General features: G+C 27.9%; 23 protein-coding genes and 1 tRNA gene. 2 read left to right on the plus strand and 22 right to left on the minus strand.

What is annotated here, in order from left to right; all coding sequences use genetic code 11:
* Nucleotides 1–49: 49 nt before the first annotated feature.
* From AVBRAN12642_RS00580 to rpsO, 8 genes are read right to left on the minus strand one after another with little or no spacing between them, the layout of a single operon-like run.
* Complete coding sequence (locus AVBRAN12642_RS00580) at nucleotides 50–526, minus strand: hypothetical protein (RefSeq protein ID WP_214115850.1); 477 nt, start codon at nucleotides 524–526, stop codon at nucleotides 50–52.
* Nucleotides 523–2,943: a leucine--tRNA ligase gene (leuS, locus tag AVBRAN12642_RS00585; RefSeq protein ID WP_214115851.1), complete on the minus strand. Its 2,421-nt coding sequence runs from the start codon at nucleotides 2,941–2,943 to the stop codon at nucleotides 523–525. The genes AVBRAN12642_RS00580 and leuS overlap by 4 nt, the downstream gene beginning before the upstream one ends.
* A 10-nt stretch (nucleotides 2,944–2,953) precedes the next feature.
* On the minus strand, nucleotides 2,954–3,298 hold the full coding sequence (locus AVBRAN12642_RS00590) for a DUF6394 family protein (protein ID WP_214115852.1): 345 nt from the start codon (nucleotides 3,296–3,298) through the stop codon (nucleotides 2,954–2,956).
* The gene (gene secF, locus AVBRAN12642_RS00595; RefSeq protein WP_214115853.1) at nucleotides 3,298–4,272 is read right to left on the minus strand and encodes a protein translocase subunit SecF; all 975 of its coding nucleotides are present in this window, start codon (nucleotides 4,270–4,272) and stop codon (nucleotides 3,298–3,300) included. Before secF ends, AVBRAN12642_RS00590 begins: the two co-directional genes overlap by 1 nt.
* The gene (gene secD, locus AVBRAN12642_RS00600; RefSeq protein ID WP_214115854.1) at nucleotides 4,272–5,858 is read right to left on the minus strand and encodes a protein translocase subunit SecD; all 1,587 of its coding nucleotides are present in this window, start codon (nucleotides 5,856–5,858) and stop codon (nucleotides 4,272–4,274) included. Before secD ends, secF begins: the two co-directional genes overlap by 1 nt.
* The gene (gene yajC, locus AVBRAN12642_RS00605; protein ID WP_214115855.1) at nucleotides 5,858–6,148 is read right to left on the minus strand and encodes a preprotein translocase subunit YajC; all 291 of its coding nucleotides are present in this window, start codon (nucleotides 6,146–6,148) and stop codon (nucleotides 5,858–5,860) included. The genes secD and yajC overlap by 1 nt, the downstream gene beginning before the upstream one ends.
* A gap of 49 nt (nucleotides 6,149–6,197) precedes the next feature.
* Nucleotides 6,198–6,611, minus strand: coding sequence for an rRNA maturation RNase YbeY (gene ybeY, locus AVBRAN12642_RS00610; protein ID WP_214116010.1), 414 nt, complete (start codon nucleotides 6,609–6,611; stop codon nucleotides 6,198–6,200).
* A 29-nt stretch (nucleotides 6,612–6,640) separates the two neighbouring features.
* On the minus strand, nucleotides 6,641–6,913 hold the full coding sequence (rpsO, locus tag AVBRAN12642_RS00615) for a 30S ribosomal protein S15 (RefSeq protein WP_214115856.1): 273 nt from the start codon (nucleotides 6,911–6,913) through the stop codon (nucleotides 6,641–6,643).
* A 160-nt stretch (nucleotides 6,914–7,073) separates the two neighbouring features.
* Here rpsO and pnuC point away from each other — a divergent pair, with 160 nt between their 5' ends.
* On the plus strand, nucleotides 7,074–7,682 hold the full coding sequence (pnuC, locus tag AVBRAN12642_RS00620; RefSeq protein ID WP_336606832.1) for a nicotinamide riboside transporter PnuC: 609 nt from the start codon (nucleotides 7,074–7,076) through the stop codon (nucleotides 7,680–7,682).
* Nucleotides 7,679–8,308 carry a thiamine diphosphokinase gene (locus AVBRAN12642_RS00625; protein ID WP_336606833.1) on the plus strand — a complete coding sequence of 210 codons (630 nt, stop codon included), beginning with the start codon at nucleotides 7,679–7,681 and terminating at the stop codon, nucleotides 8,306–8,308. The genes pnuC and AVBRAN12642_RS00625 overlap by 4 nt, the downstream gene beginning before the upstream one ends.
* A gap of 1 nt (nucleotide 8,309) precedes the next feature.
* Here the strand turns inward: AVBRAN12642_RS00625 and AVBRAN12642_RS00630 are convergent, their stop codons facing one another.
* The 14 genes from AVBRAN12642_RS00630 to AVBRAN12642_RS00695 form a co-directional block, all read right to left on the minus strand.
* The gene (locus tag AVBRAN12642_RS00630) at nucleotides 8,310–8,993 is read right to left on the minus strand and encodes a hypothetical protein (RefSeq protein WP_336606834.1); all 684 of its coding nucleotides are present in this window, start codon (nucleotides 8,991–8,993) and stop codon (nucleotides 8,310–8,312) included.
* Nucleotides 8,993–10,504, minus strand: coding sequence for a 2-isopropylmalate synthase (locus AVBRAN12642_RS00635; RefSeq protein ID WP_214120014.1), 1,512 nt, complete (start codon nucleotides 10,502–10,504; stop codon nucleotides 8,993–8,995). The genes AVBRAN12642_RS00630 and AVBRAN12642_RS00635 overlap by 1 nt, the downstream gene beginning before the upstream one ends.
* Before the next feature lie 54 nt (nucleotides 10,505–10,558).
* Complete coding sequence (locus tag AVBRAN12642_RS00640) at nucleotides 10,559–11,296, minus strand: NYN domain-containing protein (RefSeq protein ID WP_214116012.1); 738 nt, start codon at nucleotides 11,294–11,296, stop codon at nucleotides 10,559–10,561.
* A gap of 5 nt (nucleotides 11,297–11,301) precedes the next feature.
* Complete coding sequence (gene pssA, locus AVBRAN12642_RS00645) at nucleotides 11,302–12,030, minus strand: CDP-diacylglycerol--serine O-phosphatidyltransferase (protein WP_214115871.1); 729 nt, start codon at nucleotides 12,028–12,030, stop codon at nucleotides 11,302–11,304.
* Nucleotide 12,031: 1 nt separating this feature from the next.
* Complete coding sequence (locus AVBRAN12642_RS00650) at nucleotides 12,032–12,619, minus strand: hypothetical protein (protein WP_336606835.1); 588 nt, start codon at nucleotides 12,617–12,619, stop codon at nucleotides 12,032–12,034.
* Nucleotides 12,616–14,469, minus strand: a complete 1,854-nt coding sequence (gene ftsH, locus AVBRAN12642_RS00655; protein ID WP_336606836.1) for an ATP-dependent zinc metalloprotease FtsH — start codon at nucleotides 14,467–14,469, stop codon at nucleotides 12,616–12,618. Before ftsH ends, AVBRAN12642_RS00650 begins: the two co-directional genes overlap by 4 nt.
* A complete protein-coding gene (locus tag AVBRAN12642_RS00660) occupies nucleotides 14,462–15,289 on the minus strand; it encodes a 50S ribosomal protein L11 methyltransferase (RefSeq protein ID WP_336606837.1) in 828 nt (275 codons plus the stop codon). The genes ftsH and AVBRAN12642_RS00660 overlap by 8 nt, the downstream gene beginning before the upstream one ends.
* A gap of 2 nt (nucleotides 15,290–15,291) precedes the next feature.
* Nucleotides 15,292–15,657 carry a chemotaxis response regulator CheY gene (locus tag AVBRAN12642_RS00665; protein WP_214115879.1) on the minus strand — a complete coding sequence of 122 codons (366 nt, stop codon included), beginning with the start codon at nucleotides 15,655–15,657 and terminating at the stop codon, nucleotides 15,292–15,294.
* Nucleotides 15,658–15,687: 30 nt separating this feature from the next.
* A tRNA-Leu gene (locus AVBRAN12642_RS00670) sits at nucleotides 15,688–15,772 on the minus strand.
* Between the two features lie 27 nt (nucleotides 15,773–15,799).
* On the minus strand, nucleotides 15,800–16,114 hold the full coding sequence (locus AVBRAN12642_RS00675) for a F0F1 ATP synthase subunit C (RefSeq protein WP_214115881.1): 315 nt from the start codon (nucleotides 16,112–16,114) through the stop codon (nucleotides 15,800–15,802).
* Between the two features lie 98 nt (nucleotides 16,115–16,212).
* A complete protein-coding gene (locus AVBRAN12642_RS00680) occupies nucleotides 16,213–16,767 on the minus strand; it encodes an RsmD family RNA methyltransferase (RefSeq protein ID WP_336606838.1) in 555 nt (184 codons plus the stop codon).
* The gene (locus AVBRAN12642_RS00685; RefSeq protein WP_214115885.1) at nucleotides 16,757–17,083 is read right to left on the minus strand and encodes an ornithine carbamoyltransferase; all 327 of its coding nucleotides are present in this window, start codon (nucleotides 17,081–17,083) and stop codon (nucleotides 16,757–16,759) included. The genes AVBRAN12642_RS00680 and AVBRAN12642_RS00685 overlap by 11 nt, the downstream gene beginning before the upstream one ends.
* Nucleotides 17,080–17,715: an HdrB C-terminal domain-containing protein gene (locus tag AVBRAN12642_RS00690; protein ID WP_336606839.1), complete on the minus strand. Its 636-nt coding sequence runs from the start codon at nucleotides 17,713–17,715 to the stop codon at nucleotides 17,080–17,082. The genes AVBRAN12642_RS00685 and AVBRAN12642_RS00690 overlap by 4 nt, the downstream gene beginning before the upstream one ends.
* Entirely contained in the window at nucleotides 17,712–18,338 is a 627-nt protein-coding gene (locus tag AVBRAN12642_RS00695) for a DUF5644 domain-containing protein (RefSeq protein WP_214115889.1), read from the minus strand. The genes AVBRAN12642_RS00690 and AVBRAN12642_RS00695 overlap by 4 nt, the downstream gene beginning before the upstream one ends.
* Between the last annotated feature and the right edge of the window lie 52 nt (nucleotides 18,339–18,390).

Raw genomic sequence — 18,390 nt, forward strand, 5'->3', positions numbered from 1 at the left:
TCTCTTTAAAATTTTTTCTTAATACTAACAAAACAAAATTAATTATTAACTACATAATAATTCTTAAAGCAAATTCGTTAAACGCCTTTTGGCTAGCTAAATTAATAGCTCTACTTTTTTGCTCATCACTTAAAACACTAATTGTATTTGTATTAAAAATATGCTCGCCTGAAGTTATAATTTTTTTAGTTGTTTCATCTTGAAAAGTTACATTAAATTCTAATCTAATAATAGCTTTATAGCTCTTAGCGTATCCAAATTCATCATAATATAAAGGTATAAATTCACTACTAAGAATTCTTAAAATAATCTTACTATCTGCAGTTTTACTAACACTTTTATGCATATAATGTTCTACATAATTCGTAAAATTATCATTTAAAGTAATACTATCTTTAGGTTCAGCCTTATTTATAATAGTAATTACATTGACACTTTCGCCTAACATTTTGCTAGTGGCTACATTCAAAGGTGCATAGCCACAAGCACAAAAAAATAATGTAAAACTTAAAAGTATTTTTTTCATTTAATTACAATATTTACTAATTTATTAGGAATATAAATTTCTTTTACGATAATCTTATCTTCTAGCCATTTAGCTGCTTTATCTTTTGCTATTTTGATAATTTCATCTTGATTAGCATTTGCATCAACTTCAATCTCTGCTCTATTTTTACCATTAATACTAATTCCAAGTTTTATTGTATCACTTACAAATACTTCTTCTTTTAATTCATAAGTTTTAATATTTGTTCTATTAAATAATTTCTCACTTAACTCACTTGCTAAATGTGGAATAATTGGGTCAAGTATGCTTAAAATTATTGCAAAACCTTCACTTAAAACTTCATCACTACTTGCGTTATTTAAAGCATTTAAGCCTTCCATACAAGCAGCTATTAATGTATTAAATGCGTAAGTTTTATTAAATACATCATCAGCCTTTTTTAAAGCTTCATATACTTTAAGTCTTGCTAATTTATCATCTTTACTAAGATTTGCGTGATTTATATTACTAAAATCAACTACATTAATCCCTAAAGCCTTATCATAAAGTCTATTTAAAAATCTATAAGCACCTTCAACCGCACTATCATTCCATTCTAATTCTTTTTGAGGTGGTGCAGCAAAAAGTATGAAAAGTCTTGCAGTATCAGCTCCGTAATTTTTAATAATATCATCAGGATCAACCGTATTACCCTTGCTTTTACTCATCTTAGCACCATCTTTTAAAACCATACCTTGAGTAAGTAGGCGTTCAAACGGCTCATCTACATTTAAATATCCTAAATCCCTTAAAGCTTTTTGGAAAAATCTAGCATATAATAAGTGTAAAATCGCGTGTTCAATACCACCAATATATTGATCTACATTCATCCAATATTTTGCTTCATCATCAATTGCTTTTGTATTCCAATTGCTAGGATTACTTGCAAATCTTGCAAAATACCAAGAACTTTGGAAAAATGTATCCATTGTATCGCTCTCTCTAATTGCGTCTTTTCCACATTTAGGGCATTTACATTGTTTAAATGTAGGGTGTTTTTCAAGTGGATTTCCTTCTCCATCAATTACTACATCTTCAGGTAAAGCTACAGGCAAGTTATTCTCAACTACACTTCCACAAGTATCGCATTTAACAATCGGAATAGGAGCTCCCCAATATCTTTGACGAGATATACCCCAATCTCTTAATTTATAATTGATTATACTTTTACCGATTTTTCTATTTTCAAATTCTTTAGCAATCGCAATTCTAGCACTAGCACTATCTAAGCCACTAAATTCTGCACTATCAAATAAAATTCCATATTCAGTAAAAGGTTCATTATCTTTTTTATTTTCGCCATTTATTACATATTTTATATTTAAATTATATTTTTTAGCAAACTCAAAATCTCTTTCATCGTGAGCTGGAACTGCCATAACAGCACCACTACCATAATCAGCTAAAACGAAATTTGCTACCCATACAGGTAATTTTTCTTTAGTTATTGGATGAATTGCATAAATACCTAAAAATACGCCTTCTTTTTCACTTTGAGCTCTATTTTTAGCACTCATATTTTGCATAGCTTTAATTTTGTCTTTATCATTTTCACTTATTAAATTAGTTTCTAAAACTTTTTTAGTAATTTCATGTTCAGGTGCTAAAGCAAAATAAGAAAGTCCAAAAATCGTATCAGCACGGGTTGTAAATACACTGAATTTTAATCCATCTAAATCTTTATTAGAACTTGATACATCTAATTCAAATTCCAATCCATCGCTTTTGCCTATCCAATTTTCTTGCATTGTTAAAACTTGATTTGGCCATTTATCTTCTAAATATTTTAAATCTTTTAATAATTCTTCAGCATATTTTGTAATTCTTACATAATAGCCATTCATAGATTTTTGCTCTACTTCATGACCACATCTCCAGCATTTGCCATCTTCAACTTGTTCGTTTGCTAAAACGGTTTTATCATTATCACACCAATTTACATTAGCTTTTTTTGTATAAATTAGACCTGCTTCATACATTTTTGCAAAAATTTCTTGCTCAAATTTAGTATAAATCTCATCACTTGTAGCAAGCAATCTTGTCTTAGAAAACGAAAAACCTAAAGAATAAAGCTCTTTTTTCATATAATCAATATTTTCATAAGTCCATTTTTTAGGATGAAGCCCATATTTTATAGCAGCATTTTCAGCAGGCATACCAAAACTATCAAACCCTAGTGGGTGTAAAACATTATAGCCCATAGTTCTAAAGCGTCTTGCTAAAGCATCACCTATTGCATAGTTTCTTACATGTCCCATATGGATTTTACCACTTGGGTATGGAAACATTGATAATATATATTTTTTTTCTTTACTAAAATCATTACTAGGTTCGTAATAATTCTCTTTATCCCAAATTTCTTGCCATTTTTTCTCAACTTCTTTTGCGTTGTACATAAATTAGTCCTTAAAATTCATCTTTATTTTTAATAGCTTCAATCAATACTAAAATAAGTGTAAATATATTTGATATTACAGCACCTATTGTCATACTATATACCAAATCACTCATACTAGTTCCATAAATTTGAGTTAAAACAAAAGCTATTATTAAATGCACATCAGTTACAAGTGAACTTGCAAAAATCTCTGTGCTTAAAATATTTCTAACACCAATTTTTAAAAGTGTTGAAACCAAATTAATGCTAGCTGCTATAAATAATGCCACAGGGCTTTGATAATATAAAAAGCCAGCCGTTGTAGTTAAGCTCATCAATGTAAAGAATATATGAATTACTCTTCCAAAATCCATTATAATTGTCCTTTTTCATACATTGCTCTTAGGCGTTCTTTTTCTTCTTTTTTCTTAATTTTATCAAGTTCTTTAGTTCTATAATTACTAACACTAAAATTAAACCACATTAAAAGTGGGCTTGCTACAAAAATTGAACTTAAAGTTCCTGCAATAACCCCAACTATTAAAGCAAGAGAAAAGCCGTGTATCATATCTCCACCATAAAAAAACAAAATTAAAACCGTAAAGAGTGTTGTTCCTGATGTAAGAGTTGTTCTTGATAGGGTTGCTGATACGCTTTCGTTAATAATACTGCCTAAATTAGTGCTTTTACTCTCTTTTATGCTTTCACGAATTCTATCAAAAATAATAATTGTATCATTTAGTGAATAGCCTAAAACGGTTAAAATAGCTGCTAAGGTATCAAGATTAACATCAATTTGAAAAAGAGAAATCGCTCCAATAACTATTACAATATCGTGAATTTCACTAATAATTGCAGCCATAGCAAAACGCCATTCAAACCTAATAGCTATATACACTAAAATAAGTGCAAAAGATACTAAAATAGCCATTAAACCTTTTTGTCTTAATTCTCCACCAACTTTTGGTCCAACAATATCAACTCTTCTTAGCTCAATATCACCTGTTGAAGATAACATTTTTACAATAGTATCTCCTACATCTTTACCTAAACTATCACTTGAACTTGAAAATCTAATTACTACTTCATCACTACTTCCAAATTCCGTAACGCTAGCACCTTTTAAAGCTTCATTTTGATTTAAAATATTACGAATATCATCTAAAGGAGCATTTTTATTAGTATATTTTATCTGAACTAAAGTCCCACCACTAAAATCAATTCCGTAATTTAGACCTTGTGTAAATAATAAAATAATAGAGCCAATAACTAAAACAAAAGATAAGCCAATAGATGCAAATCTAAGCCTCATAAAATCATATATTTTTTTACTAGAAAATACTTGCATCACACTCTCCTATAACCAAACCAAAGTCTTGTATTGCCACTTTTTTCAATTCTATTAGCAAACAAATCAAATAAAGCATGAGTTCCTATAATTGCTGTTATCATAGATGCAATTATTCCTATACTCATAGTAACAGCAAATCCTTTAATAGCACCAGTTCCATAAGCATATAATGCAGCACTTGTAATTAAAGTAGTTAGATTACTATCCAAAATCGCACTCATTGCGTTATGATAACCATTATTTATAGCATCTCTTAAATTAACGCCATCTCTTATAAGCTCTCTAATACGCTCATTAATAATAACATTCGCATCTACAGCCATACCGACGGTTAGAACAATTCCAGCCATACCAGGAAGAGTAAGCGTTGCTCCAAAAAGTGCCATTACTGCTACTAATAAGAATATATTAGAAATTAGAGCAATATTTGCAAACAAACCACTAATTCCGTAATAAACTCCCATAAAAACAACAATCATCAAAAATACACCTAAAAGTGCAACTAAACTTTGCTCGATACTATCAGCACCCAAACTTGGTCCTACGCTTCTTTTTTCAAGTAATTTAACAGGTGCTAATAAAGCCCCACTTCTTAGTGCAATAGCTAAATCGTGTGCTTCTTCAACACTGAAATTCCCACTAATTTGTCCGCTACCACCACCTATTCTTTCATTAATTCTAGGAGCTGAATATACCTTACCATCTAAAACTATTGCTAATTGATGACCTACTTTTTTACCTGTGAAATCTCCAAATATTTTTGCACCTTCTGAATTAAGTGTAAAATTAATAACAGGTTGAGCAGTTTTATCAGAAAATCCTACTCTAGCATCAATTAACATAGAGCCATCTAAAATAGGTAATTCTTTTAAAACATATTTAATATTTTTATCTTTTACATCAGGTAAAATAATATCTCCATAACTTGCTGCTTCTTCAGGACTTAACATATTGCCTTGATCAGCCTTAGCTCTATCTACTTCCATCAGTTGTAAATGTGCAGCTTTAGCTATTAAATCTTTAGCTCTTTGCTCATCTTCAGCAGTTTTTACGCCTGGAATTTCAACCAAGATTTTATCTTCACCTTGTTTAGCAACAGTTGGCTCTGAAAGTCCAAATAAATCAAGTCTATTTCTAATAGTTTCTACAGCTTGATCTATTGCAAATTTAGCAGTTTGAACTTCTTCTTCAGGTGTTAAAGTAATCTCATAAAAAGAATTATTAACACTAACTTTTAAGCCTTTTAGTTCTTTAATTATTTTATCTACTTTAGCAGTATCATCTTTATCTAGTAGTTCAAAATGTATTACACCATCATTACTTTTAAATCCATCAGTTAAAATATTTTCTTTATTAAAAGAATAATTAATACTTGAAGCGATTGATTTTACTTTAGACTTTATAGCTTCATTGGTTTCTACACCTAAAAGCATATGAAGTCCGCCTTGTAAATCAAGCCCTAAATTAATCTTAGGACCATTTATAGAAAAAAAGCTTGGCACACTTAAAAATATGCCAAAAAGTGTAACAAAAACTAAAACATAAAAACGATATGTGATACTTTTTGTTTTTTGATTACGCATTATTTTGTTGCTTCCGAATTATTTGTGTTTTCTACTTTTCTAGCTACAAAATTTTTATCTAATTTAGCAACAACATCATCATTTAATCTAATTTTTAAATAATCATCTTCAGCTTTTACAACTTCAACAATTAAACCACCATTAGTAACTATTTTATCACCTTTAGTAAGTGAATTTAGCATTTCTTTATGTGCTTTTGCTTGTTTTTGTTGTGGGCGAATAATTAAAAAATAAAAAATCGCAAATAATACGATTAATGGTAAAAATTGAACTAAAGCATTTTGTTCCATAGAATATCCTTTTAAAAAATAAAATAGTTATCATTCTACATAAAAAGATTTAATCTAAAGTTCTTACTATAAGGCTTGTTGGTAAATTAAATTCTTTTATTAGCTCAATCTCTTTTGCTCTCATTTCGCCATTATCTATTTCGTGGTCATACCCTAATAAATGTAACATTCCATGAATAAATAATAAAGATATTTCATCTTCTAAACTATGCCCTAATTCACAAGCTTTAGTTTTTGCTAGTTCGGTATTAATAACTAATGAGCCTAAAAAATTAGTATCTAAAAAAGAATTATCGTGTGGAAAACTTAAAACATCAGTAGTTTTATCAATATTTCTTGTATTTTTATTGATTTCTTGCATTTCATCATTATTGGTTAAAACAAGCTCAATATCTTTAGAGCTTAGATAATTTGCTAGTTTTTCAAGGTAGGTAATTTCTTCTAAATTATCGTATAAAATCATAGTATTTTGCCCCAAAAAGGGGCTAAGAATTATTTATCTCTAATGTTTAATTCGTTAATTAATTTAACATAAACATCGTATTTTGTAGCTTTTAAATATTTTAAAAGTCTTTTTCTTTGACCAACTAATTTAAGTAGTCCTAGTCTTGATGAAAAGTCTTTTTTAAATACTTTTAAGTGTTCTGTTAATATTGCAATTCTTTCTGTAAGTAAAGCAATTTGAACTTCAGACGAACCTGTGTCGCCACCAAATCTTGCATATTTGCTGATAATTTCAGCTTTTCTTGCCGAATCCAAAGCCATTTTGACCTCCAAATTGGTGTAAATTAAAAGCTGTGATTATAAAACAAATTGATTAATAAGATTATTAATTTTTATAATTATAATAAGATTTTTTTGGGGTGCTTTTAGCTGAGATTAAACCCATTGAACTTGGACAGGTAATGCTGATTAAGGAGATATTATGAGATTATTTTTAACTTCGCTTATTTTTAGTTTAGCTTTTGCTTATTTTACCAATTCGAATGTTTTAAACTTTTTTGCCCTTTTTACTGGAATTTTATATGTATTATTAATGGGAGTAAAAAATAAATTATGCTTTATTGTAGGTGTATTTAATGCTTTAATTTATGCTTATATTGCTTATATAAATAGACTTTTTGGAGAAGTATTTTTGTATTTATTATGCTATTTTCCTATGATGATTTATGGCTATTTTTATTGGAATAAAAATACTTTAATTAAGACTTTAAGCTTGAAAAATTTTATATTAATTTATATAGCAATTTTTATTATTGCTTATTTTTATTCTTTTTATTTACAGAATTTAGAATCAAGATTTATTTATCTTGAAAGCTTTATATTCTCAAGTGGGCTTATAGCAACTATTTTAAGTCTAAAAAAAATAATAAATCATTATATTTATATAAGTATTTCAAACATTGCTTCTATTTATATTTGGACTATTCTTTACATTGAAGATAGTTCTAATTTAGCTGTATTAATGCTTATGATTTTATTTTTTATCTTAGGTATTATTTACTTATTTTCTTGGAAAAAGGATTTAAAATGACTTGCGTGATTATGGCTAATGGGGAGTTTTGCACCAATAAAATAACCTTAAATTATCTAAAAAATGCTGATTTTTTAATAGCTTGTGATGGGGCTGCTAATTTGCTTTTGGCTAATAATTATGAGCCTAATGTAATTATTGGGGATTTAGATAGTTTTCAAAATCTAAAAACAAAAGCAAAAATAATTAAAGTCAAAAATCAAAGCACAAATGATTTAACAAAAGCCTATAAATACGCTTTATCAATGGATTTTAGTGATATTTTTATCCTTGGTGCTGGGGGCAAAAGAGATGATCATTTTATAGCAAATATAGCTTTATTGTTTCAATATTTTAAATTAAAAAATCGCTTTAATAAGACAATAAATCTAAAACTAATCACAAATTACGGGGAATTTTTTATAAAAAATACTGATTTTACTGCTAATTCTTATAAAGGTCAGCAAATATCATTATTTTGCCTTGATAAAAGAGCTAAATTTAGCTCACAAAACCTTAAATATGAGCTAAATAATTTTAATTTTAAATATCTAAATAGTGGGACTTTAAACGAAGCATTAGGCAATACTTTTAGTATAAAAAATCATAATAATAAAGAACTTTTAGTATATTTGAATTTTACTTAATTTATAAATTAGAATTTGATTTAAACTCTTTAATAATTAAATCTAATTTTTTTTCATATTTTTTATAATCTTTCACAACATCTTCATATATATTTAATTTATCATAATATTTTCTTCTTGATAAAAATAATGATTTTTTACTATTTTCTAATTCATCTAAAATATTTTTATCATCAATTTTTTTAACCCAATTAAAAGCATTAGAAATTTTCGTAGGCATTAAAAATTCATCTTTTTTTAAGTATTTTCTAAAAGAATTTAAATCATATAAAAATAAAGCTATTTCGTCTTTATTGTTTTTATCCAATACATAATTTACAAATTCCTTAGTTTTTTTAAGATAAGTATTAAGAAATTTTCTTTCATCTTCTCTTAAACTACTGGTTAGAGTTTGAGCGTATTTTTCACTTCTACTAGCTATTAATAAAAGCAACATATGTTTTTTATCAATTAGGCTAAATTGTGATATTTGTATTCTATCTACAAATAAATCTAAATCAGAAAAAATTATTCCTTTATAAAGGTTATAAAATTTAATAGAAATAATATTTTTTACAATATTACTAAGATTTAAAGTGTCTTTTGAACTAGCTATGAAATTTGCTTGTTCTAATTCTATAAGTGCTAAGGAATTATCCTTAGCAAACTTATTAAATTCTGTTACAAATTCTATAACTTTTTTCATCATTTATTCATTGAAATATAGCTATTTAATGCACCTAAATATGCCTTAGCACTAGCTTTCATAGTATCAAGGTCAAGCCCGTGACCAATGATTGCACGCTGACCTTCAAAGCTAACTTTTACACTAACTTGAGCTAAAGCATCTTTACCTTTACTAACCGCATCAACCTTATAATCAAGTAAGCTACCATTTACCTTGCTAGCTCTATCAATTACTTTAAATACCGCATCAATTACACCATCTCCAATAGCAGCTTCGCTAAATATTTCTCCATCGCACTCCATAGTAACAGCAGCAGTCGCAAGTGCTGATGAACAATCGCTTACTTGAAGATTTATAAGCTTAAATTTCTCTTCTATTTTAATCTTATCAGCAGCCACTATTGCTATTAAATCCTCATCAAATACTTCTTTTTTCTTATCGCAAAGGTCTTTAAACTCTGCAAATGCACGATTTAACTCATCAGTATCTAATGTAAAGCCAAGAGATTTTAATTTATCATTAAACGCTGCTCTTCCACTATGTTTTCCTAAAACTAAATTATCTTGAACTAATCCTATATCACTAGCTTTCATAATCTCATAAGTTTCAGGGTGTTTTAACACGCCATCTTGATGAATTCCGCTTTCGTGAGAAAAGGCATTTTTACCTACTATTGCTTTATTTGGTTGTGGATTTACACCGATTATATTTGACAATAATCTACTTGATGGATAAATTTCTTTATGATTAATTGTGGTATAAAACTCGCCTAATTCATCAGCTCTAACCTTTAAAGCCATCACAACTTCTTCTAAAGCAGCATTTCCTGCACGCTCACCTAAGCCATTTAGAGTTACTTCAATTTGTCTAGCACCACCTTTAATAGCAGCAAGTGTGTTTGCAGTAGCTAAACCTAAATCATTGTGATTGTGTGCTGATACTATAAGTCTTCCTTTTGTATAATCGCTAATTTCTTTAAATACCTTATAAATCTCATCAGGTAATCTATATCCAACCGTATCAGGGATATTAAATGTCCTTGCACCTGCTTCATAAACTGCATCAGCCATTTCTTTTAAAAAATTTACATCACTTCTTAAAGCGTCTTCACAAGAAAACTCAACATCATCGCATAAACTCTTAGCTAATTTTACATTCTTAACTGCAGTTGCTAGAACTTCTGCTGGAGTTTTTTTAAGCTTGTATTCCATATGAATTGGACTTGTCGCAATAAAAGTATGAATGCGTTTTTTAGCTGCTGGCTCAAGTGCTTTACCTGCTTGAATAATGTCGTTTTCTACACATCTTGCAAGAGAACAAACGCTTGAGTTTTTAATAATTTGTGCAATTTTATTAATCGCTTCGTAATCTCCTGGACTAGATGCTGCAAACCCTACTTCCATAACATCAACACCCAAACGCTCAAGCGCTAAAGCAATTTGGATTTTTTCTTCTGTATTCATTGAAGCACCTGGACTTTGCTCACCATCTCTTAAAGTTGTATCAAATATTATAATTCTTTCACTCATTTTTTCTTTCCTTTAATTTAATGTATTGTTAGTATATGTATTATTAATAAATTTTTAGTCTATATCGCCCTTGTTTGGGCGAAGGAGTGTAGAATTTTTCACAAGATAATAAGTACATCTATCATCAGATACTTTTTCTTGATATTCCTTATGTTTTAAAATAAAATTCTCAATTAATTGTCTAAAACTACTAAAACCATAATTTTTAGCATGAAAATCAGAATATTTTTTCTGCATATATGTATTTATTACTGCATATTCTGCTCTAGTTTTTTCATCAATTAAATTATCTATTATTTGTTCTAATTCTTTTAATTGCTCTTTTGGAATTGCTTTTAATCTGTCTTTATCACTACTTTTAACTTTTTCATTATCCAAATAAAAAAACTCATTAAATGAATTTACATATGATTTTAAAGATTTATTAGTCCCTATTCCAATTACTAATTTTTTGTTTTCTCTTAATTTTTGAGCCAAACTCGTATAATCACTATCACCTGAAACTATAACAAAAACATCTATTTGTTTTTCATAAAATATGCTTAAAGCTTCGGTTGTAAGATACATATCAGATGAGTTTTTACCCGATGAAGTAGAAAATTGCTGCATTGCAATAATGCCATAATCAAATATTTTTTCACGCCAATTTTGAATATTTTCTTTACTCCAATCAGCATATATTCTTTTAATAATAACATTTCCATAATTAGAAGCGTAGTCAAATATTTCTCTAGCATATTTAGCAGGTATGTTTTCTGCATCTATAAATACTGCTACGCTACTATTATCCAACATATTTATCCTACTTTTTTAATCTTTTTTATATATAAATTATAAATCGCTCTTGATAAACCATAAATAACATAAGCGCTCATTATTAAGGTAAAAATCTCTAAAGGGCGTAAATATATAAGAGAACAAATAAAAATTAAAATCACTAAAGCTTTTAAAATATTTGCTTTTTGAAATTCTATCTTTTTAAAACTTGGATACCTTACATTACTCACCATCAAAAACGACAATAAAAACGTAAGAAATATAATAAAAATTTCTATAAATGAATTATTATCAAAATGGTGCTTATAAAACACAACCCAAATACCTAAAACAACCGCAGCTGTTGGAATTGGAAGACCTATAAAAACTCTTGGGTCATATGTGCCTGTTGTAACATTAAATCTAGCCAAGCGAATTGCACCAAATATTATAAAAACAGCCATAGCAAGAGAACCAAGTCTTCCATACTCTTGACCTAAATTAAAATAAAATAGTACCGCAGGTGCAACTCCAAAAGCAATAATATCAGCTAAACTATCAAATTCTACTCCAAATTTTGAAGCTGTATTTGTAAGTCTTGCCACACGACCATCAAGGCCATCACAAATCAAACTTACTATAATTAAAATCATAGCTTTATCATAATCGCCTTTAATAGACGCTAAAATACTTAAAACGCCTAAAAATATAGATGCTGCTGTAAATAAATTAGGTAAAATATAAGCTAATTTATGAGAATTTTTTTCCATTTTATTCTCCAATCTTTGCAATATCTGCATTAGCTAAGATTTTATCGTGCATTCCAACTAATAAAGTGCAATTATATGGTAATTTTATATCAACTAATCCTGTTGAAAAAAATCCAATTCTTTGACCTTTAAAAGCTTTTTTTATGTCATAAAAAGAATTTACACAATACTTAGCAGGTTTTAAAATTAATGAAATATCTTTATTGAATACTATTTCAGTAGCATTAGAATAAAAATTATCATTATATTTTAAACCATTAAATTGCTTTTTATAAATATCTTCAGACTTTATCACACTTCTAACTTCTGAAGAATTTAAAAATAAGCTAAAATAATTTTTTTCTAAAGTTAATACTATATTTTTATTATCTTCATCAACATATATTCCAACTACCTTTGCATCAATTGGACTTACTATAGTATTATTATCATAATCAGTGATTTCTCTCTCAACCCTTTTATAAAATAAATGTAGTAATACTAAAATTAAAAATAACAAACAAGAAAAAGAAAATATTAAAGTAAATAATATAAATATTATCCAAGCAATTAATATTATCTTTTTTCCACAATTTGCTATTAAATTCATTTTTCTATCTCACTTAATCTAGTTTCAAAATTATTTTCTATTTCATAATTTTTAATTATTTCTCTTACTTCACTACCTTCTATTACTTCTTTTTCATAAAGTTTTTCAACCATTGTTTCAATTGCTCCACTATATTGTTCTAAAGTAGCAACAACAGATTTAAATCTCTCATCAAGTAAGTTTTTAACATATTCATCTAATTTATGAGCCATATCATCTGAATAATCCTTGATAGTTTGACCACCACCTAAGAATTGATTTCTTTGTTTTTCTAAAACCATAAGCCCAGCAATATCACTCATACCATACATAGAAACCATTGCTTTTATAATATCGGTTGCTCTTTCTAAATCATTACTAGCACCTGTTGAAATCTCTTTAATAAATACATGCTCAGCTGCACGACCACCTAAAAGAACATCAACTTCTGCAATCAACTCATGTTTTTGCATTAAGAATTTATTTTCTTCAGGAGTATTTAAAGTATAACCAAGCGCTGCTAAACCTCTAGGAATAACAGAAACTTTTGTAACTTTTTTAGCACCTTTAGTTGTCTCTGCTATTAAAGCATGTCCACACTCATGATATGTTACAATTTTTTTCTCTTTATCACTTATTCTTCTTGATTTTTTCTCAAGTCCTGCAATAGCTCTTTCAACTGCTTCAGTTAAATCGCCTTGCTCTACTTCTTTTTTATTATTTCTTCCTGCAAGTAATGCAGCTTCATTTATTATATTTGCCAAATCAGCCCCAGCAAGTCCTGCCGTAAGTCTTGCAATATCTTCAACTTTAACTTCTTTAGCAATTTTTACATCTTTCATATGAACGCTTAAAATATCGCATCTTCCTTTAAAATCTGGCTTATCAACTAAAACTTGTCTATCAAAACGACCCGGTCTAAGTAATGCTGCATCTAGCACTTCAGGTCTATTTGTAGCCGCTAATACAATTACAGGGCTTTCTGAACCAAACCCATCCATTTCAGCTAAAAGCTGATTTAAAGTTTGTTCCCTTTCATCGTGCCCGCCCATATGTGAACCTGCTGCACGAGATTTACCAATAGCATCAATTTCATCTATAAAAATAATTGCCGGAGCTTCTTTTTTAGCGTTTTCAAATAAATCTCTAACGCGGCTAGCACCAACACCTACAAACATTTCTATAAAACTTGAACCCGAAACACTAAAAAATGGAACATCAGCTTCACCTGCAACTGCTTTTGCTAAAAGAGTTTTACCTGTGCCTGGAGGTCCAACCAATAATAAACCTTTTGGAATTTTAGCACCTAATTTAATATATCTTTCTGGGTATTTTAGAAAATCTACTATTTCCTTTACTTCTTCTTTTGCTTCTTCAACACCTGCTACATCATCAAATTTTACTTTTGGTTTTTCAGAGTTTACTAATTTTTTTGAGTTTCCAATTCCTAAAATTCCGCCACCCATTTTCTTTTGCATTCTATTTGTAATAAATCCCCAAATAGCAAAAAATATAAAAATTGGAATTATCCAAGTAAATAATAAATTAGATAAAAAGTTATTTTCAGAATAAGATGTGTAATTTACATTTTTACTATCAAGTAAAGTAGTAAGATTTGAATCTCTTACTAAGTTTGCAGTATAACTAGAGTTAAGACCGCTACCTTTTATTTGAGTTTGTCCTATTTGAACTTTTGTTATTTCACCTGTCTCTATTTTTTTCTTAAAGTCAGAATAACTTATTTTATTTCCATTATCAGCTATTCCACCTTCTTCAAAAAATAAAGAAAACCCACCAAATACCAATAGTGAAAAAATTAAAAATATAACTATTGGATTTTTATTAGAATTCTTATTTTCATTATTATTCATTTTTCACCTTATAAACTAAAGTTAGCCAATCTCCTTTTATTTTCTCATCAACTAAAGTTAGTGAAGAAAATTGACTTTTAATCCTTTCAGAATAAGTATTTAAAATACCAGAAAGAATTAAAACTCCGTTCTCATTAAGACTTTTTATCAAATCACTTTTAATAATTAATATCACATCGGCAATTATATTTGCTACTACTAAATCATATTTCTTTTTGGCTTTATCGCAAGAACCTTGCCAAATATTATTAATTTTAAGATTATTTAACTCAAAATTATTTTTAGTACTCATAATTGCTAATTCATCAGTATCACAAGAATCAACACTAATGCCATAATTAGCCATAACTAAAGATAAAATTCCACTACCACATCCTACATCAAGGCCTGTTTTACAACCCTTATAATATTTTTGCAAAAATTCTACACAAGAATTTGTGCTTTCATGATGACCTGAGCCAAAAGCTAAAGCTGGGTCTATTTTTAGATTTACATAGCCTGCTTTAGGCTCTTGCCAAGTAGTATGTATATATATATTATCTATTAAAATTGGCTTTATATTTTTCTTATATTCATTAATCCAATCCTTATTCTCTTTTTCACAAAGTTCATAAGTAAGATTAATATTTAAATTAGCATCATTAAGTTTTTGTTTTAACTCGCTTAATGCAAAAACTAAATCATCAAGATTATTATCACTTCTTACAATTAATTCATCATTTTTTTCTTCAATTGCATCAACATCAAACGCAAATACAAAATCACTAATAAACTCCAAATTATTTGTTTTAATAACTAATTCTTGATAAGTATTACGCATAATTATCCTAAAACATCTTCTAATTTTTCTTTTAATACTTGTGGAGTAAAAGGTTTTACTATATAGTTATTAACACCAGCTTTTAATGCTGTAATAACTTCTGCTTTACCACCTTCAGTAGTTACCATAATGATTGGCATATCTGCATATTTAGCTTCAGCTCTTACTTTTTTAACAAGTTCAAGACCATTCATTTCAGGCATATTCCAATCTGTTATTAAAACATCAATATCGCTATTTGCACACAACAATCCCCAAGCTTCCACGCCATGTTCAGCTTCTAAAACATCCTCATGACCTAATCTTTGTAAAGTATTTTTAATAATTCTTCTCATTGTAGAGCTATCATCTACTACTAATAATTTCACTTCAAAATCCTTTTATAATATTATTTTTCATGGTGCGTTTAGCGAGACTTGAACTCGCACACCTGTTGGCACTACCCCCTCAAGATAGCGTGTCTACCAATTCCACCATAAACGCAAAAAAGGCTACAAAAGTAGCCTAAAATTATCCTAAAAATGGGTTAGCGTATAATAATACTAATCCAATAACTAGAGCATAAATTACTTGTGCTTCAATTAACGCAATAGCAATAAACATAGTTGTTGATAATTTACCACCTAAACTAGGGTTTCTAGCAGTTCCTGCAATAGTCGCAGCAGCAGCATGACCCATACCAATAGCACCACCAAGTGCAGCAACACCTAAGCCAATACCAGCAGCTAAAACAGAACAAGCTTTTAATAACTCGCTACCAATTTCAGTTTCTGCAGCAAAAGCAACACTAGAAAAAGCAAGTAAAACTAATAAAAACTTTTTCATAAAATCTCCTAATAAAAATATATATAATTTTCCTTTCGGCTTGCGTATCCCTACTAAAAAAATTATGCTCTATATTCTATTAAGCTAAAGTAAATAAATTAAGACCTAGTAAAAAAACTAAGAGTTGTGTTGCCGAATTTTTTTACCTTAAATAAGGTATATTTTAAAGATACAAATTCAACCTTGCTAGAATGCTCTATAATGACAATATCACAATCTAAATTCTCATACAAATTCTTGATTTTCAAATATACATCGCTAAAACCATCTCTAATATCAAATGGCGGGTCTAAATAAAGAATAGTTTTTTCATTTTGTAATTTAGTAATAATATTAGGTAAAGCTTTAAAAGTATCGTCATTTAAAACTTCTATATTTAAATCTTTTGTATTTTTTAAAGCACTTTTATACGCTAATTTATCAATCTCAATAGCAAATGCCTTTTTTGCATAATTACTAATAGCCTCAATCGCCATACTAGCACTACCGCCAAATGCTTCTATAAAAACATATTCCCTTAATTCATCTCTTAAAACATTAAAAACACAAGACTTAACTATACTTTTTGTAGCTCTTGTAGTATCTTTTGATGGATTTTCTAAAATTTTACCTTTTAAAAAACCACTCTGAACTCTTAAAACATTATTTTTCATACATTAATTGAAGTAAATCATATTTAAATTTATTAAGTAATTTATCAAGTTTTTCTTCAAAACTTAAAACCTTATTATCATCTTGATTTATTGTGCTTGAAAACTCATATAAAGCATCAATTAATTGCTCTTTACTAAAAGGCAATTTTAAATGTGCATTATTAAAACCTATTATAAATTGTGGTTTTTTTGCGTGCATTAATTTTTCATCAGTGATTAAAAAATCGCAATCTTTTTTATTTGCTAAATAATCTTGTAAAAATAATATTAAAGTCTTTTCTAATAAAATATCCTTGCACGCAATGGCTATTTTCATACCAAACTAACCTTTAATTTATGTTCTTTAAGACTAGCTGGAATATTACCATTAGCTAAACTTATAAACTCAGCCATATGTAAAATATAAAAATCACTAAAATCTCTATTAGATACTTTTTGTAATTCACCACTTAAAGTATCAAACATTTTAAAGCTTAAACTATCGCCAACCACTAAAAAATCAGCACCGCTATCATAAGCATCTAAAACTATCTTAGCTGCTTTTTTATATGCTACTTGTTTATCAAAATCTAAAAATCTAAAACCATTTTCAAATTCTTGAGTTTCGTAATTTATTAATTTTGCCTTAGTCTTTTTTAAAAAATGTAAAAATAAATCAATGGTAAAACCACGATAAACAGCTACATTAAAACCATTAAAATCGTTTTTAATTTCTATATTTTGTAAATCTTGAATAATACATGAAGCGTTTTTATAATTTTTCTTTGCATAATCTAAAATACTAGTATCGCAGATTAAATTCATCTCTCCTAAACAAGAATCAAATTCTTTTTTATATTCATCTGCTTTATATTCACTCATAAAACTAGGTGTTTTTACATAGGTTTTTCTATAATCACCTTTTAATAAATTAGAAAAATTAAAATCATCATTTATTAAAGTTATCATCTAATCTCCTTTTGATGTTTTAAAGAATTTTTAATTTCTTCATATTTTTCATAATCACTATATAAGAATGGTTTTAAGCTTACACTATACTCAATTCCTTTTTCCTTATCAAAAACAATATCTAAAATATCTTTTCTTTTATTAGGATATTTTTCTAATAATTTATTTGCAAACACAAATGCACTATCACCTAAAAATTCATCATTATATTCACGAATATCACTTGCATAATATAAAAATTTATAAGTTAAATAATCTTTATAATCATCTGCATTGCAAATATTTTTAAAATAATCAAAAACTTTTATAAAATCACTATCATCACACATTAAATCAAGCTTTGCTCTTTTTAAATCAATTGCACTTACACAAAAATCATTTCCAAATTTTTTAATAAGTTCATTTATGTTTGTATTAAGTGATAAAACTTTATTTTCAATCCTTACAAATTCATTACAATCTGGCATATTAAAATATCTATCTTGTTGTTTTACTAACCCTAAAACATCGTAAAGTGTAGAACTATCGTTAATGTCTTTTAAATTAATCTCATATGGCTTATAGTAAAACTCATAATCTCTACTAGCATCAAATCTAAATACTCTTAAAATAAAACTTCTCATAACAAAATTCCTTTTTTACTAATTTATATCAAAAAAATGTTATAAATTATTA

The organism is Campylobacter sp. RM12642 (genome assembly GCF_020137635.1).
Lineage (GTDB): Bacteria > Campylobacterota > Campylobacteria > Campylobacterales > Campylobacteraceae > Campylobacter_E.

Excerpts from the sequence above, each read along its gene's own strand:
- AVBRAN12642_RS00580 (WP_214115850.1), bottom strand. The coding sequence starts at position 526 with ATGAAAAAAATACTTTTAAGTTTTACATTATTTTTTTGTGCTTGTGGC.
- leuS (WP_214115851.1), bottom strand. The coding sequence starts at position 2,943 with ATGTACAACGCAAAAGAAGTTGAGAAAAAATGGCAAGAAATTTGGGAT.
- AVBRAN12642_RS00590 (WP_214115852.1), bottom strand. The coding sequence starts at position 3,298 with ATGGATTTTGGAAGAGTAATTCATATATTCTTTACATTGATGAGCTTA.
- secF (WP_214115853.1), bottom strand. The coding sequence starts at position 4,272 with ATGCAAGTATTTTCTAGTAAAAAAATATATGATTTTATGAGGCTTAGA.
- secD (WP_214115854.1), bottom strand. The coding sequence starts at position 5,858 with ATGCGTAATCAAAAAACAAAAAGTATCACATATCGTTTTTATGTTTTA.
- yajC (WP_214115855.1), bottom strand. The coding sequence starts at position 6,148 with ATGGAACAAAATGCTTTAGTTCAATTTTTACCATTAATCGTATTATTT.
- ybeY (WP_214116010.1), bottom strand. The coding sequence starts at position 6,611 with ATGATTTTATACGATAATTTAGAAGAAATTACCTACCTTGAAAAACTA.
- rpsO (WP_214115856.1), bottom strand. The coding sequence starts at position 6,913 with ATGGCTTTGGATTCGGCAAGAAAAGCTGAAATTATCAGCAAATATGCA.
- pnuC (WP_336606832.1), top strand. The coding sequence starts at position 7,074 with ATGAGATTATTTTTAACTTCGCTTATTTTTAGTTTAGCTTTTGCTTAT.
- AVBRAN12642_RS00625 (WP_336606833.1), top strand. The coding sequence starts at position 7,679 with ATGACTTGCGTGATTATGGCTAATGGGGAGTTTTGCACCAATAAAATA.
- AVBRAN12642_RS00630 (WP_336606834.1), bottom strand. The coding sequence starts at position 8,993 with ATGAAAAAAGTTATAGAATTTGTAACAGAATTTAATAAGTTTGCTAAG.
- AVBRAN12642_RS00635 (WP_214120014.1), bottom strand. The coding sequence starts at position 10,504 with ATGAGTGAAAGAATTATAATATTTGATACAACTTTAAGAGATGGTGAG.
- pssA (WP_214115871.1), bottom strand. The coding sequence starts at position 12,030 with ATGGAAAAAAATTCTCATAAATTAGCTTATATTTTACCTAATTTATTT.
- AVBRAN12642_RS00650 (WP_336606835.1), bottom strand. The coding sequence starts at position 12,619 with ATGAATTTAATAGCAAATTGTGGAAAAAAGATAATATTAATTGCTTGG.
- ftsH (WP_336606836.1), bottom strand. The coding sequence starts at position 14,469 with ATGAATAATAATGAAAATAAGAATTCTAATAAAAATCCAATAGTTATA.
- AVBRAN12642_RS00660 (WP_336606837.1), bottom strand. The coding sequence starts at position 15,289 with ATGCGTAATACTTATCAAGAATTAGTTATTAAAACAAATAATTTGGAG.
- AVBRAN12642_RS00675 (WP_214115881.1), bottom strand. The coding sequence starts at position 16,114 with ATGAAAAAGTTTTTATTAGTTTTACTTGCTTTTTCTAGTGTTGCTTTT.
- AVBRAN12642_RS00680 (WP_336606838.1), bottom strand. The coding sequence starts at position 16,767 with ATGAAAAATAATGTTTTAAGAGTTCAGAGTGGTTTTTTAAAAGGTAAA.
- AVBRAN12642_RS00685 (WP_214115885.1), bottom strand. The coding sequence starts at position 17,083 with ATGAAAATAGCCATTGCGTGCAAGGATATTTTATTAGAAAAGACTTTA.
- AVBRAN12642_RS00690 (WP_336606839.1), bottom strand. The coding sequence starts at position 17,715 with ATGATAACTTTAATAAATGATGATTTTAATTTTTCTAATTTATTAAAA.
- AVBRAN12642_RS00695 (WP_214115889.1), bottom strand. The coding sequence starts at position 18,338 with ATGAGAAGTTTTATTTTAAGAGTATTTAGATTTGATGCTAGTAGAGAT.